Origin of the sequence: Priestia sp. FSL H7-0729, from assembly GCF_038005685.1 — a bacterium.
Classification (GTDB): domain Bacteria; phylum Bacillota; class Bacilli; order Paenibacillales; family Paenibacillaceae; genus Paenibacillus.
This window is the reverse complement of the sequence record NZ_JBBOTQ010000001.1, coordinates 61608-73756: the sequence shown is the minus strand read 5'-3', so window position 1 is coordinate 73756 and position 12149 is coordinate 61608. Positions and strand designations below refer to the sequence as shown.

Annotated in this window: 14 protein-coding genes; 4 read left to right on the top strand and 10 right to left on the bottom strand. The window is 44.8% G+C overall.

Annotated elements, in window-relative coordinates; translation table 11 throughout:
- Positions 1-31: 31 nt before the first annotated feature.
- On the bottom strand, positions 32-478 hold the full coding sequence (locus tag MHH93_RS00330) for a carboxymuconolactone decarboxylase family protein (RefSeq protein WP_500052082.1): 447 nt from the start codon (positions 476-478) through the stop codon (positions 32-34).
- Between the two features lie 402 nt (positions 479-880).
- On the opposite strand from MHH93_RS00330, the gene MHH93_RS00325 reads away from it, so the two are divergent.
- Positions 881-1927: a Rieske 2Fe-2S domain-containing protein gene (locus tag MHH93_RS00325; protein WP_500052081.1), complete on the top strand. Its 1047-nt coding sequence runs from the start codon at positions 881-883 to the stop codon at positions 1925-1927.
- 454 nt (positions 1928-2381) lie between these two features.
- On the opposite strand, the gene MHH93_RS00320 is transcribed toward MHH93_RS00325, so the two are convergent.
- A complete protein-coding gene (locus MHH93_RS00320; RefSeq protein ID WP_500052079.1) occupies positions 2382-3203 on the bottom strand; it encodes a cupin domain-containing protein in 822 nt (273 codons plus the stop codon).
- Between the two features lie 148 nt (positions 3204-3351).
- The gene (locus MHH93_RS00315; RefSeq protein WP_500052077.1) at positions 3352-4401 is read right to left on the bottom strand and encodes a leucine-rich repeat domain-containing protein; all 1050 of its coding nucleotides are present in this window, start codon (positions 4399-4401) and stop codon (positions 3352-3354) included.
- Between the two features lie 111 nt (positions 4402-4512).
- On the opposite strand from MHH93_RS00315, the gene MHH93_RS00310 reads away from it, so the two are divergent.
- Complete coding sequence (locus MHH93_RS00310; protein ID WP_500052076.1) at positions 4513-4824, top strand: hypothetical protein; 312 nt, start codon at positions 4513-4515, stop codon at positions 4822-4824.
- A 94-nt stretch (positions 4825-4918) separates the two neighbouring features.
- Here MHH93_RS00310 and MHH93_RS00305 read toward each other — a convergent pair whose 3' ends face one another.
- The 7 genes from MHH93_RS00305 to MHH93_RS00275 are packed head-to-tail and all read right to left on the bottom strand — an operon-like array spanning position 4919 to position 9970.
- Positions 4919-5530, bottom strand: a complete 612-nt coding sequence (locus MHH93_RS00305; protein ID WP_500052074.1) for an SMI1/KNR4 family protein — start codon at positions 5528-5530, stop codon at positions 4919-4921.
- On the bottom strand, positions 5530-5973 hold the full coding sequence (locus MHH93_RS00300; RefSeq protein WP_500052073.1) for a hypothetical protein: 444 nt from the start codon (positions 5971-5973) through the stop codon (positions 5530-5532). Before MHH93_RS00300 ends, MHH93_RS00305 begins: the two co-directional genes overlap by 1 nt.
- Positions 5974-6005: 32 nt before the next feature.
- On the bottom strand, positions 6006-7307 hold the full coding sequence (locus MHH93_RS00295; RefSeq protein ID WP_500052071.1) for a hypothetical protein: 1302 nt from the start codon (positions 7305-7307) through the stop codon (positions 6006-6008).
- Positions 7308-7322: 15 nt separating this feature from the next.
- Positions 7323-8063: an SMI1/KNR4 family protein gene (locus tag MHH93_RS00290; RefSeq protein ID WP_500052070.1), complete on the bottom strand. Its 741-nt coding sequence runs from the start codon at positions 8061-8063 to the stop codon at positions 7323-7325.
- Between the two features lie 43 nt (positions 8064-8106).
- Positions 8107-8667 carry a hypothetical protein gene (locus tag MHH93_RS00285; protein WP_500052068.1) on the bottom strand — a complete coding sequence of 187 codons (561 nt, stop codon included), beginning with the start codon at positions 8665-8667 and terminating at the stop codon, positions 8107-8109.
- Complete coding sequence (locus tag MHH93_RS00280; protein ID WP_500052067.1) at positions 8664-9314, bottom strand: hypothetical protein; 651 nt, start codon at positions 9312-9314, stop codon at positions 8664-8666. Before MHH93_RS00280 ends, MHH93_RS00285 begins: the two co-directional genes overlap by 4 nt.
- A 47-nt stretch (positions 9315-9361) precedes the next feature.
- The gene (locus MHH93_RS00275) at positions 9362-9970 is read right to left on the bottom strand and encodes an FmdB family zinc ribbon protein (protein WP_500052065.1); all 609 of its coding nucleotides are present in this window, start codon (positions 9968-9970) and stop codon (positions 9362-9364) included.
- A gap of 279 nt (positions 9971-10249) precedes the next feature.
- Between MHH93_RS00275 and MHH93_RS00270 the strand changes: the two genes are divergently transcribed.
- The gene (locus tag MHH93_RS00270; protein WP_500052064.1) at positions 10250-11239 is read left to right on the top strand and encodes a multicopper oxidase domain-containing protein; all 990 of its coding nucleotides are present in this window, start codon (positions 10250-10252) and stop codon (positions 11237-11239) included.
- Between the two features lie 56 nt (positions 11240-11295).
- Positions 11296-11982 carry a Crp/Fnr family transcriptional regulator gene (locus tag MHH93_RS00265; RefSeq protein ID WP_500052063.1) on the top strand — a complete coding sequence of 229 codons (687 nt, stop codon included), beginning with the start codon at positions 11296-11298 and terminating at the stop codon, positions 11980-11982.
- Positions 11983-12149 lie beyond the last annotated feature (167 nt).

The window sequence follows — 12149 nt, the reverse complement described above, 5'->3', positions numbered from 1 at the left end:
AATGGCCTCCTCTGGCATGGTGCGTGTATTTTTAGTTAAAGCAGCCCGGATACATTCCTGTTGTAATCGCAATCCGGTTCCAGTTATTAATCGTGTTAATGGCTAGGATCAGATCCACCAGTTCGGATTCACTGAAATGTTCGCGGACCTTGTTGTACAATGCAAGGGGTACACCCTGTTCCGAGATTCGAGTCACGGCTTCAGCCAGCTCCAGCATAACACGTTCTTGATCCGTGAATAAAGGTACTTCACGCCACACACTTAACAAGAGAATATGATCCGCGTAATCTCCCATTTTCATCAGATCTTTGGCATGCATATCGAGACAAAAGGCGCAGCCATTGATCTGAGACACACGGATTTTTAACAACTCATACAATACTTTATTTTCAAATTGCCCGGATATATACTGCTCCATCGCCATCATCGCTTTAAAAGCGCCTGGACTCACTGCTCTGTAGTTCGTTCTTAAATTCATTTCATTCGCCTCCGTCATTTGGTTTACATACTGTAGACAAACGACGGCCGGGATCTGTGACATACTTTGCGAAAATCTTTTTATTCCCACCAAAATGTATGCTCAATTAACAGATATTACACTGAGATTCTAACAAAACATCTCCATATATCCATCCATCAGTTAAAGAAATAACATCCTAAAAGGTTGTTCTCTTTTACTACAAGTAACATCTGACGTAATGTAATTCCGAAAATTTCCGTGTTCATGTACGGTTTTTGCTGTACTGTTTGTGATTTCAACCAAAAGTAGGTTGGATATATTGATACTTTGACCAAAAGAGTAGTAACATACGTCTAATTAAGTTAACTTTTCTGACATGAAAAGAGAAACGTTATTCATATTGGCAAGGAGTGTTTTACTATGATAACTACCAACGCAAACCCTAATGTGACGCCCGAATTGCCTAGAGGTTGCACCTTCACCGCTGAAGACTGGCATGTATTATCACAATATTGGTATCCAGTAGCACAAGCTACCGAAGTAACAGACAAACCACTTGCTGCTCAATTACTCGATGTGAAGCTGGTTCTCTATCGAAGTAATGATCAGGTTGTCGTAGCCAAGGATCTTTGTTTTCACCGCGGGGCCCCACTTAGCAAAGGCTGGGTAGAAAATGGCGAGATTGTCTGTCCTTATCACGGTTTCCGTTATAATTGTGAAGGAAAATGTACCGCAGTACCTGCACACCCAAGTTCCAAAATCTCACCTAAGCTCAAACTCATTGTGTACCCGGCAGTTGAACGTTATGGCTTAATATGGACTTCACTGGCGGGAACGGAAGAACAGATTCCATCCTTCCCTGGATGGGATGATCCAGATTATATCAATATTTTAATACCCAACTTTGATATTGCTGGTTCCTCTGGACGACAAATGGAGGGCTTCCTGGATGTATCCCATTTTGCCTATGTGCATACGGAAACGTTTGGTGATCGAAACAACACAGAAGTCCCCCAATACAAAGTGAAACGCGAGGGGAATGAGTTACTGGCCGAGTATTGGAGTACGGTGAGTAACTATGGCAAAGGGCAAGATCTGGTTGCACCAGAAGGTTTCCAATGGTTGCGCGAGTTCCGGGTGTTCCCGCCCTTCGCAGCTTCGCTTACAGTGCACTTTCCAGGAGAAGACAAGCTGAATATTCTCAATTGTGCTTCCCCGATCTCTGCCCGGTATACACGTCTATTCTGTCCAATCACACGCAACTTTGACAAAGACGCTCCGATTGAAGACACAATCAAGTTCAACTTGCAGGTATTTGAAGAAGACCGTGAGATGGTCGAGTCACAGAAGCCGGAGGACCTCCCCCTTGATCTGCATGCCGAGGCCCATATTCCCGCAGACCGTACTTCAATTGCTTATCGGCAATTATTAACGGAGATTGGCTTGGGACGAAATTACACTTCGTAAGTAGATAGTATAAATACTAAGGTGGGTCTTCAAACTCACGTAAGCTATCGAGATAAATTTATTAAGAATTTGTCAGCATCTAAAAAGTTTTGAAGTCCCATTGCTGCGGGTTGTGGCGAATAAGTTGAGAATATTCTAAGGAACATCAGACACCTTATTTCCCAAAATCCCCGATATAAACGCATCAATCGGCTTATTTATTCTCAAATAGCGTGTCTCAGATTCTTTAATTTCTGGGCACGCTTCAAATCCTTGATTTAAGACGCCTGCGATTCGTTAGCGCTTCACACTTCACTCTAAACACGTTCAGGTATGCATCGGCTTTCGTCAAGTAATGAAGACACCCTTAATCAAGAAAAAGAAGCGTCCTCCAAGGCCAAGGGACGCTTCTTTTTCTATACCTAATTCAACTGAAGTACCTATGTGTACTAGATAAACCTCCCCTTATAAACCGTCATCTTTCCTCTTGAATATCCGTATTCACAGGAAGCTCTCTATAATACGGGCAGCCCGGTTCGTGGATAATACGTGGATCGACCCAAGTGCCCCAGTACGGAAGCCGGTTTACGTAAGGTTGCATATTGGGCAGAGTATTTGGTGCCATGTTTGGTTGTGCATTTGGTTGCATATTCGGCTGTAAGTTTTGTTGCATGTTTGGCTGTACGTTCGGTTGTACACTTGGCATTACGTAAGGCTGATGATTCACATTTGGAGCACTGTTAGAGACAGGAGCAGTCGAAGTCTGGCAATCGGCTGGCGGGCCAATAATCACTGTTTTTTGGATGGGAGCCAGCGCTTCTTGAACTTTTTTCTCGTCCAGACAGTACGTATAAGCCAAAAGTTTTGCAGGTGTAAGACGCAAGATGTCTGAGCCAAATATCGCCTCAGGCACAGGAGCATCAAAGATCGCCAGTAAATGCGTATGATCTACAGTAGCCACTTCATAGTGCCACCAGCCTTGAGGTACATTAGCTACCTGCCCTGGTGTAATTGGGAAATGAAGCAACTCGTTCGTAAACGGATTAATGAGTGAGACGACTGCTGAACCGCTGATGCAGTATACCAGTTCTGTTGCATTCTGATGAATATGAGGTTCAACCACATTGCCTGTGCTAAGGAAAATATCCAGTAAAGAAGTATTGCCGAGGGTGTTTAACTGGTTGATGGACAGAGAATTAATGTAGTTGTTCTCATCCTTCTTGAATAACGGGTTTTTGCTTAAATCATAAGTAAATTGAGTGCTTGGTAAAGTGTAATCCATGTATGAAGTTGCCAAAATAAAACGCCTGCCCTTCGCTCTCGGTTTAGGTCATAACCTATATGCCAGCTTATGCCCAGCGCCCAGATCCGTGAGCCCATTTCCGCCAAGTTTTGATCGCATAACAAATATCCCTGACTCGGATACCCGGAGCAGGGATATTTGGCTACATGTTCTTTTTCATTTCCCAGACTTCTTCCCAAGAGGTACCAAATGGAATATTCATTAAGTCTACATACTCCAGCCAGTGCATTCGTTTGACAACATCCGGAGTTCCCTTAATTAGTGCATTCGTCACCAGTAAAGCGCGTAGATTCTTCAGTTTTTCCAATTCAGGAGGGAATTCACGTATACCAGAATATACAATTTCGAGATACTTCAGCTCACTTAATTCACCAATTTCAGGTGGAATACAATTTAATCCCAATTCAGTTTGTGGTTTGGGCCTCCAACCTGGTTTAGATTCAAAAGGACTCCCACAATAAATTCTTAACTCTTGAAGATGCTTCAGTTTCTTGATCTCAGCCGGAATACGCTCCAAATCAAGCGTTGTAATGACCAATCTTTCCAATGAGGTCAGTTCGAACAGACTTGCAGGGAGCGAATACAGATTCTGCTCAAAAATCGTCAACTCCTTCAAGTGCTTCAACTCCCGAATTCGTTCAGGAAGTTCACTCAATCCATGTAAGCTGATATCCAGCTTATCAGTCTGATGCCTGATAGCATCGTCTAGAAGGTGATCGATTTTTTTATGACGGTCCAACTCAAAGAACAAACCCGGTATCCTCTCCATAAGTTCACTCGCTTCTTTGTATGTAATCGTCATGCCGTACATATGCTCGTGGGCCACTGAGAAGAAATAATCATTCCCGTCTTCCGTCATAAAACAAAGATCATCCGGCAATAAAGGATAGCACCAATCATGAAAACGATTGGCTTCTTCTTTGAGTACTTGACCCGATTCCGGCGTACAGCGATATGTATAATAGGTGCCTTCTGAATAATAAGCCCCGCTTTTTAACATCATCTCTTCCATCGTAGCACGTTCAACTAAATAGGGTTTCAATCGCTCTAACACACGAACTACTTCGGGTATTTCGCTCTCATCGTACCTTTGTCTGTCAGCCAGCATAAAACGATCTGTTTTCTCGATCAATTCATCAATCAACAGTTCGTAGGCAGTTCCTTTTGGATCGGTGTGAAAAGCTACGGCCACTATAGATTCCTCCTCATGACTCTATATTAATTGTTCTTCAATCTGCTGTATCATCTGAAACCACTGTGGCATAGGCTGATATCATCAATCCAGTTATTGGAGGCTTGTTACATGGCATACGGCCCTGGTTCAGTGTCATCCCCGCAACCTGCGGGTTATCCTTACCCTTATTATCCACCGCCACCACCACCGTATCCTTACCCTTATCCCTATCCATACCCGCCTATCGTTCCTGTTCCACTACCATATCCGATTGGTGGTCCTTGGTGGCACGGTGGATATCCCGGAGGTGGTTACCCCGGTGGACACCCTGGTCATTTCCCAGGAGGTGGCTATCCCGGCGGACCTCACGGAGGTGGACCTGGTGGGCACGGTGGTCCCCCAGGCGGCGGATTTCACGGACATCGTTTCTTTCAGTGGTAATCATAAGACTTATGTAAAGTTCAGGTTCAGTTCAGATAAAGGAGCTGCTTCGGCAGCTTCTTTATTTTTAAGGAATTGTCTAATCGTTCAGGATTTAATATGTGATCTCATCCATCCCCTTCAGATTATGGTTCGACATACTGAGAAGATCCATGAAGCTAGGTGTTAGATAATAGACAAAGTCCGGATCGTGCACGTACATAATAATCTGCCCATACGTCCCTTCCTCCGCTGGATCGAAATCGAGCATTAGATACAGTGAACCTCCCGCAATCGTTGCAAAAGGAATCCATGGTTTATGGAACAGGTATGGCTTGATCTCCGGGTCCAACTGCTTCATTTCCTCCACGGAATAATACTCTTCCAGCTTCTCATCCACTTCACAGAAGTATTGTTTGGTCTCTCGAATCTCTTCCAATGACATCAGATAAAAGGGGGTACATCGGCCCGTCTCGGCATCACCCGGGTACAGCACATGCAACCCGTAACCACTGCCGTCTTTCCTCTGGTAAAAGGTACGAAAATCGCCAGGTAGCCGGACGCCATACTCCTTTTTGAATAGATCCAGACTTTCCTCGGATACCCCTTCCCGATGTTGATATTCCTCGTACAATTGGCGAATCTCTTGATCCTGTATTTTTTCATCCAGCAAGCGATTCAGCTCGTCCATAAGTACGTTTAATGTTAGATACGACTCCGGTTTCACTAGATCTCCCCTTTCTCAGCTCTGCCATTCTCTTCTTGCACATATTGATGATATTCCCAAAATGCTTCTTCCTCTCCACCGCCTTCAATCAGAACCATAACTGCGTAAGAAAACATATTAAGCCATTGTTCCATCAATTCCACCTGTTCGTCCGAAATGAGGTTGTTGCTGCGAAGCATGCCCTCAGGTTCAACAGCCCAAGCACGTGCCATGTGACTAATTCCCCATAGACAAGCCATGACTTCCCGATCCAGTGTAGGCTGTTTAAGTTCTGTTGCCAGAACCCGCAATATCTCCATCAGTTCATGAAAATTCTCCTCAATTAAATATCCACGGTAAGGCCGCAGACTGCCAATAAAACCGTTATCCATCTTGGGATGACTCAGGTCATCATAAGAAAAGCAGTGACATTTTAATAACGTTACAGCCTCTTCACGTTCCATCCCTTCACCCCTTACTAGGTCAAAATGCTACCTCACCAGCGCAGAGGTTCTTCTCCACGCCACAACACATACCGCTCCAACTCACGAAGAGTGCCTGTACCGATCCCGTACTCGTCCATTTCTTTGGAACGAAGATCGAGCACATGCAACATGCCACCATAGGTGCCAACTGCAAGTTTGGATCGCTCTGGTGATACGGCGAGAGAATAAATCGTACTACCTACAAAATGGCGCCATACTTCCTCTCCCTTGCTATTCACACAATACAGATAACCGTATGCATCTCCAAGCACCATGCCCTCCTCTATTTCAGCTGCTGCATACACACGTGCATTCTCATCCATCACTGGCCAATCTTCCTTTGTTTCGTTGCCTGCAATTGATTCCAGCGGGACCTGTATCGTGACCCCGTTATAGAAATGACATGCGTTAAACCAGACGGTCTGGTTATCACTGGTGAATGCTGCATAATGAGGGTAGCTCGATTCTGGATAGAGAGAGTATGTCTTGCTCAGCCGACGGTCCATCACCATATGATTGCTCCCTTGGCTGCCATAGGCAATCCATCGACCATCCCGAGATACCGCGGCATGCCCCATATCTATCTGTGTATCCTCTAACTCATATTCTTCGATCTCTGCCAGATCGGGATGAAGTAAGGTCATTTGATCTTCCGTTACAAGATATATCCCGTATCGTGAATGTATAAGTAGTGCCCTGCCTTCATCCATAGGGATAAGTCCCTCTAGTGTACCTTCGGGATGCTCACAATCCGCAAGTGATTCAATCCGAGGTGAGGACGACTGTATCCGGGATTGAATATCTACCCAACGATATGTCGCTATCTCTTGTCCTTCCAACTTGCGATCTGGCTGACGAATGACACGAATCCCATCCGGTCCTGCAAGTGCATAGTCCAATCCGTCTGATGAGCAACCTGCAAAAGTATACGAAGAAATCAACTGCCATCCGTGCTGATCCATCGTATAGATCTGACCATTCTCTGTGAAGATACCCGTGTTCCATACACACGTTTCTTCGTTCAGATAACCCACAACTTTGACCGCCTGCATGGAAGCCTGAAACGTCTCGTTTAGTGGCCACGTCGCTGCTGGCAGCTCACGTCGGAGCACCTCCACGTCACCGTGGAGATTGGCCTGTCTCACCATATGGAATACTTCAGTACTCATTCCGCTTCTGGAGTCTCCCTCCAGCTCGGATTCATCTGGTTGCTCTCCAGCCATGCTTCTCCGGACAAATGCATTAACATCCTTTGCATAACGCTTGCCTTCATTACGCCACTGTTCCGCGATGTCTTCCTTTAACCACTTCATAGGTTTCCCTCCACTCTAACCCTGTTCATGTACCGTACAATGATGTGCTTGCAAAAACAGACTGATATCGTTATCTGTGGCCTCTTCAGCACCGTTTTTTTCTTCATAAAACAAGGCAACTTCTCTTCCAGTTGCATAGTTAAAACGTACATATCCGCCCATTGACGCCATAAACAGCTTGCACATGTACTCATTCTCCAACACAGCGTCCCACTCGTATTCCGTTTTACATTTCTCTGCCAGTGCCTGCATTGAACTTCCCTGTTCCGTGCCTGAAAAATGGTAAAACGCATGCTTCCGCAATTCATTCCACGGTTCATAGAATGATGGGGCTATCGGTTTATCCTGACGGTAATACCCACAATAGATTCGGTCCAGCGTTTCGCCAAATTCAGTCTCCGAGCATGTCCATAAGGTGATATTTTCATCATGACGCGGTAGCCACAATAGCCCGTCAACTTCAGGATGAACAGCAAGGAAATCTCCATCTACAGAACTGCCGATGGTAATGCACTGCTCAAGTTGATGCAGACTTATAGGCGATTCATCCGTATGTATCCAAAAATCATATTGAACAAAAGGTTTCAATACTTCTGGGTCTGGCCTCTGCACATTCATCCATCCCGTATAGGTACCTTCCCCGTAGTGTTCAATCCAGTTGCGGTATGACAAAGGCAGCGAGATGGCGTGCTGTTGTTCAAAGTGATCCAGTTCCTCCGCTGGAACCGGCTTAAGTACACGGGATACAATATACATTTGTCGACATCTCCCATCTCAATTTGGTTCATTCGCTACAGATCTAAGCCAGTTCTTCCTGTACAATGTTAGTCCATACCCCTTTACGATTCAGAATACGAATGGCAAAGGCATCATATCCATCACGTTTGACCTGATCAAAATGCATGCGTTCTCCCGTAATCAGTTCATATGCGCCATTTTCATCTACATCTTCGCCGAACTCTTCATCCCAAGGCACATTGTAATAGGCCGTTAATTCCACCTCAAAGATGTCCTCTCCTTCAACATCCAGATAAGGGCGAAGAGGTCTGTCACGTAGTGTTTCTTCCGAATAGGTCTCACATAACATGGCATCATATCCGTGCTTGGCGGCATCAATCAGCAGATAACGCTCACCTGTGACGGTATGCTCCGCATGTACAAGAAGCGGTGTCGAATCATGCCAGGTAATCAGATCATCTTCCATTAAGTCACCATAATAAAAAATATGGAATTTGTCATGACCATCACTCGTTTGAAGTTTGCCTTTCCACTCCACTTCCTCGGAATTTATGTCCTCGTCTTTTCTTGTCAAACCTTCCAGATAAGCAGGTCCGTGTTGCACACCATACTCATTCATCATCTCGCCTCCGATTTGTTCATTCGAATGGTTACCACTTTGTGTTCCTCATCCACTGTCAGTTTCACATCGATGTTTAACTTGTCGCGAAATAACGCCGTAATATTGATATAAGGATCGCGGGCAGCTTCGCTGCCACTCCCACTGGTACGACTCATTCCCTGATGAATAATGGATTGTACGAGCAGTTTATCCCCCTTGCCAGTGTTATCGTAGGAATAAATCACCTGCCCTTCCTGATCATACAGATTCAGAACGGTTTTAAAATCATTGGCGTTCTCGTACTTTTTCTCGGTCTGCACATAGGCGTGGTCCGTGTGTTCATAGTTTACAGTACCTTCCAGATACGGATTGTCTCCCCCGGGCTTCACTTCATACTCCCGATAGGCCAGATTAAACAGATATTGGAGATGATTCATATCGATCCGGTAATAAAGCTGGCGGTTATCCTCTTGTTTATCCATCGCTGCAAAACTGTTAATCAGCGGCCAGGCTGCATAGGACTTGCCATTCACATCAACCGCGAGAGCATAGTCAGATAAGACTGTCTGTTTTTGAAATATGCCATAAGTCTGTAAAATAAAATAAGCAGGAATCATCAACATACCCAGAATGATTGCAAAAATAGTTAATTTAAATCGTAGTTTCATGTTTCACTCTCCCTTGCAGCTTTAACGCTTCATCTTCGCTTTCAGTCTCATCCAGTCTTGTGCTGAAGCTTCGACAGTGTACGCACAACCATATCCCTGTTCTTCGCTTCCTTAATATAAGCCGGGATACTGTGTGAAGCTGTTTTTAAAGGCATGTTTCCAGGTTTTTCACGCAGATCTGCGGAAACATAAGCGATGAGATAATTTAAGTGCTCCCGATTCACTGCCCATATTATTTTTCCTCTGAACTCATCCAGGAAGTATAGTTCCAATCCGAACACAGGATCTTTCCCTGCACGAATCTCGGAAAAATACCTTCCGTATATCGGCTTCGCATGTAATTCAACCTGATTAACAGAACCACAATGTGGACATTCCACATGGGTTGATCGGTGAGACGTCTTCTTCTCGTCTGAGACCTCCACGTTAAACCAACGTTCACATACAGCACAATTCCCCTTGGCTTTATATTCATACACTGGTTCTTCAAGAGCTTGAGCGTAACATTCAAAACACTTCCATCCCAGTTGATTGTTCCGTTGTTCTATAGATGCGTGTCCACCGCATTTTGGACATTTCACATCAACCTGCTCGCCCCGACGAAGTACCGAATAGAAACTGTACTTATACGCACCTTCATCTTCGAAACGTTTCATTCCGTATCCACCCTTCCTTCTGTAACTAAGATATACACAGCCTGAAAATACGTAACATTTACCAATCCATCTCTCTAAAATTATATGTAACTCCGTTCCTCAGCACAAGAATGGAAGCCAGATTGTTGAAAATGGCTCTAATAAGACATACCCAAGTGTGTGCCCCGTCACACCAGCTCCTGCCTCAATAACGTAATCTATAACTACATAAATACCGGATTGAAAGAATACCTGCTTTTTATATTGTGAAAAACATCACTTAGTAAAGGTTGTGCACCTATGTTCTCCTTCATAAATATATATAAATGGTCACTCGTATTCGCCATATTCACAGCAACTCTCTCTCACTGTAGTTCCACCGATACGATTAAACCTGTTCACAACGATGAAGTCTCCTACTCTGCGGCCAGTCAACCTCCAGTGGACCCAATCATTCGCAGAGAAGGAACTACGGTATATATTGAAATGACGGCTCAGGTTACAGATGTCGAAATCTCCGAAGGTGTGATCTACAACGCCTGGACATTTAATGGTACTGTTCCGGGACCCGTTCTGCGAGTGACCGAGGGAGATACGTTGGTGTTCACGTTGAAAAATAAAGATTCCAGCTTGCCTCACTCCATGGATTTTCACGCGGTACACGCTGCTCCCAGCAGCAAATTTATTGATGTTATGCCAGGCGAGGAAGGCACGTTCACCTATCCCACCTCCTCACCCGGTGTATTCATGTATCACTGTGGAACCAAACCAGTTCTGGCCCATATTGCGAACGGCATGTACGGCATGATTATTGTTGAACCCAAGACTGGATACCCATCTGATCACTTGGTTGATCGTGAATATACCCTTGTTCAGAGTGAATGGTATAAGGAACATGACTACGAATCTTTTTTGAATGGGGAACCCGATTATGTCGTATTTAACGGCAATGATTATGGATTAGTAAAACATCCCCTGTTAGCCCAAGTAGGAGATACAGTGCGGATCTATGTCAGTAATGCCGGACCCAATGAAGTCTCATCCTTCCACGTTGTGGGTACCATTATGGACCGTGTGTATACCGATGGGAATCCACGCAACATCCAGTATGGCATACAGACGGTTATGCTTCCCGCAAGTGGTGGAGCTGTCGTAGAGTTCACCGTAACCGAAGAAGGGGATTATGCAATTGTAACCCATCAGTTCAATCATGTAGCCAAAGGCGCTGCCGCTGTTCTGCGTGTGACCCAGGATGGTACGGATCACGGTGGAACCGCAATGTCTCACTAAGACATGACAATAGACAATAATTATACCCATTCTGAACAATTCGAGGTGATGAAACGATGATCTGTACACACGAAGCGAAGGATGCCTGTTTCTCCAAAGTATCTCTGTTCCAGCATCTTGATCCTTCCGAGTCTGCATTGCTGATCTCCCTTCTGCATACCCACAAATATAACAAAGGCGAAGTTGTCGTCCAGGAGGGCGAACGCTCAGATACGCTCTACGTGGTCCATCAGGGATGTGTAAAGTTATCCAAATACAATGAAAATGGCAAGGAACATATTATCCGGTTTCTGTTTCCCGGCGACTTCTTCGGACAAGATTCCCTATTACACCAAAAACCACATGCTGCGCACGCTGAAGTTCTGGAGCCTTCTTCCATCTGTTCTATAAACAAACATGACTTTGACCAGTTACTTGAACATGATCCGAACCTTGCTTACCATTTCCTGCTCGCCATTTCCAATCTTCTCCGTGAAACCGATGAATGGAACAGCTCGCTCAGTGCGATGACAACGGAACAGAAGATTGCCAAGCTGCTTTTGTTCTTCCACAACCGGAATCATGCAAAGCATGAAATTCGATTGCCTGTTTTCAAAAAAGATATGGCCCTGCTGCTCGGGATCACGCCGGAAACACTTAGTCGCAAACTTGCCATAATGCAGACCCAGGGATTGCTTCAGGTTACAGGGAACTGCATCCTTATTCTTCAATTGGAGCAGCTCAGGGAAATGGTTCCGTCCTGAACTAAAGATTATTCGCACGAACACCCCGAGGGCAGAATGACCTTCCCATCACTGTTAACGTGTGAATGATTACTTCAGCTTATATAGCTTTGGGACAAGTATTATATTACACATTGGATGTGAGTATCGTCACAGTGAAGCTTAGCGTTACAGTATACAGTTAAGAA

Coding starts and splice junctions, on each gene's coding strand:
- MHH93_RS00330 (WP_500052082.1), bottom strand. CDS start 478: ATGAATTTAAGAACGAACTACAGAGCAGTGAGTCCAGGCGCTTTTAAA.
- MHH93_RS00325 (WP_500052081.1), top strand. CDS start 881: ATGATAACTACCAACGCAAACCCTAATGTGACGCCCGAATTGCCTAGA.
- MHH93_RS00310 (WP_500052076.1), top strand. CDS start 4,513: ATGGCATACGGCCCTGGTTCAGTGTCATCCCCGCAACCTGCGGGTTAT.
- MHH93_RS00300 (WP_500052073.1), bottom strand. CDS start 5,973: ATGGAACGTGAAGAGGCTGTAACGTTATTAAAATGTCACTGCTTTTCT.
- MHH93_RS00295 (WP_500052071.1), bottom strand. CDS start 7,307: ATGAAGTGGTTAAAGGAAGACATCGCGGAACAGTGGCGTAATGAAGGC.
- MHH93_RS00290 (WP_500052070.1), bottom strand. CDS start 8,063: ATGTATATTGTATCCCGTGTACTTAAGCCGGTTCCAGCGGAGGAACTG.
- MHH93_RS00285 (WP_500052068.1), bottom strand. CDS start 8,667: ATGATGAATGAGTATGGTGTGCAACACGGACCTGCTTATCTGGAAGGT.
- MHH93_RS00280 (WP_500052067.1), bottom strand. CDS start 9,314: ATGAAACTACGATTTAAATTAACTATTTTTGCAATCATTCTGGGTATG.
- MHH93_RS00275 (WP_500052065.1), bottom strand. CDS start 9,970: ATGAAACGTTTCGAAGATGAAGGTGCGTATAAGTACAGTTTCTATTCG.
- MHH93_RS00270 (WP_500052064.1), top strand. CDS start 10,250: ATGTTCTCCTTCATAAATATATATAAATGGTCACTCGTATTCGCCATA.
- MHH93_RS00265 (WP_500052063.1), top strand. CDS start 11,296: ATGATCTGTACACACGAAGCGAAGGATGCCTGTTTCTCCAAAGTATCT.